Source organism: Streptomyces sp. NPDC058086 (assembly GCF_042885015.1).
Lineage (GTDB): Bacteria > Actinomycetota > Actinomycetes > Streptomycetales > Streptomycetaceae > Streptomyces.
Genome location: NZ_JBHVST010000275.1, coordinates 1 through 1903 on the forward strand (window position 1 = coordinate 1; position 1903 = coordinate 1903).

2 protein-coding genes are annotated in these 1903 nt (G+C 66.4%); both read left to right on the forward strand.

All coding sequences use genetic code 11. The features are described 5' to 3' along the window. The first annotated feature begins 87 nt into the window (after window positions 1–87). A complete protein-coding gene (locus ACFVWD_RS58185) occupies window positions 88–1209 on the forward strand; it encodes an IS630 family transposase (protein WP_389607274.1) in 1122 nt (373 codons plus the stop codon). A 46-nt stretch (window positions 1210–1255) separates the two neighbouring features. Further along, window positions 1256–1828: a S1 RNA-binding domain-containing protein gene (locus ACFVWD_RS58190; protein WP_389607276.1), complete on the forward strand. Its 573-nt coding sequence runs from the start codon at window positions 1256–1258 to the stop codon at window positions 1826–1828. Window positions 1829–1903 lie beyond the last annotated feature (75 nt).

Here is a 1903-nt window from a genome sequence, read left to right on the forward strand (position 1 = left end):
CTAGTGCTCTGACCGCATAGGTTGGCCGGTTTGGTGATCGTGGCGGTTGGATGGGTGGTGACGTCCGATCCAACCGCTGGAGGTGCGGTGGCCGAGCCTGTCCGTGTGCGCAGACTGACCGACCAGGAGGGGCAGAAGCTGCAGCAGATCGTGCGTCGGGGCAGCACCAGCTCGGTGCGCTATCGGCGCGCGATGATGCTGCTGGCCTCGGCCGGCGGGAACCGGGTGCCCGTGATCGCCCAGCTGGTGCAGGCCGACGAGGACACTGTCCGGGACGTGATCCACCGGTTCAACGAGATCGGCCTGGCCTGCCTGGACCCTAGGTGGGCGGGAGGCCGTCCCCGCCAACTCAGCCCTGACGACGAAGACTTCATCGTGCAGACGGCCATCACCCGCCCCGCCAAACTCGGCCAGCCCTTCACCCGCTGGTCCCTGCGCAAGCTCGTCGCCTACCTGCGCAAAGCCCACGGCCACGTGATCCGCATCGGCCGCGAGGCGTTACGCTGCCTGCTCGCCCGCCGCGGCATTACCTTCCAGCGCACCAAGACGTGGAAGGAATCCCCGGACCCCGACCGCGAGGCGAAGCTGGACCGGATCGAGGAGGTCCTCGACCGCTTCCCCGACCGGGTCTTCGCCTTCGACGAGTTCGGCCCGCTCGGCATCCGTCCCACCGCGGGCTCAGGCTGGGCTGAGCAGAAGCGCCCCGACCGGCTGCCCGCCACCTACCACCGCACCCACGGCGTACGCTACTTCCACGGCTGCTACTCGATCGGCGACGACACCCTGTGGGGCGTCAACCGCCGCAGAAAGGGCGCCGCCAACACGCTGGCCGCGCTGAAGTCGATCCGCGCTGCCCGGCCCGACGGCGCCCCGATCTACGTGATCCTGGACAACCTGTCCGCCCACAAAGGCGCCGACATCTGCCGCTGGGCGAGGAAGAACAAGGTCGAGCTGTGCTTCACCCCGACCTATGCATCCTGGGCGAACCCGATCGAAGCCCACTTCGGACCGCTGAGGCAGTTCACCATCGCCAACTCCCACCACCCCAACCACACCGTCCAGACACGGGCCCTGCACGCCTACCTGCGCTGGCGCAACGCCAACGCCCGCCACCGTGACGTCCTGGCCGCCGAACGACGTGAACGCGCCCGCATCCGCAGCGAGAAAGGCATCCGCTGGGGCGGACGTCCCCTCAAGACCGCAGCGTGAGCGCACTTCCCACCCAGTGCACGGCTCCTCGTGAAAGGCTGGGAGCATGATGGGTGGACCGTCTGAGAACCCAGAACTCTGGGCCTTCCTGGAATCACTGCACCGCGGCGAGTTCCTTTCCGGCACCGTCACAACGATCGAACGGTTCGGTGTGTTCGTTGCGCTGGACGACGGACCCGACCATCCGGTCTTCCCTGGCGTCGGGTTCATCTCCTTCGCTGAACTGTCCTGGCGACGTTTCGAGGCAGCCTCCGATGTCGTGCAGATCGGACAGCGCCTCTCATGCGAGTTCCTCCAGTTCGACACGTGGAACCTGGAGGCCAGACTGTCCTTGAAAGCCACGCAGCCGGACCCCTTTCAGGTATTCGCTGACACCATCGCGGTGGGGCAGAAACTGCCTGGCCAGGTCACCAAGCTGATCCCGTTCGGCGTCTTCGTCCAGGTCGCCGACGGAATCGAGGGACTGGTTCACCTGCGAGAGCTCGCCTGGACACCGGTGAAGACTCCATCAGATGTCGTCCAGGTCGGCGACAAGATCACGGTGGTCGTCACCGAGATCGACCGAGAGCGACGCAGGCTAGCCCTCTCCCGACGACAAGGCTCATCCGCCGGCGTGTGATGCGCTGCCTTCCTGCGACAGCTCCCTTGCGCGAGTGTTCCTGAACGTCTGCTCAGTCAAAGGAGGCACACTCCC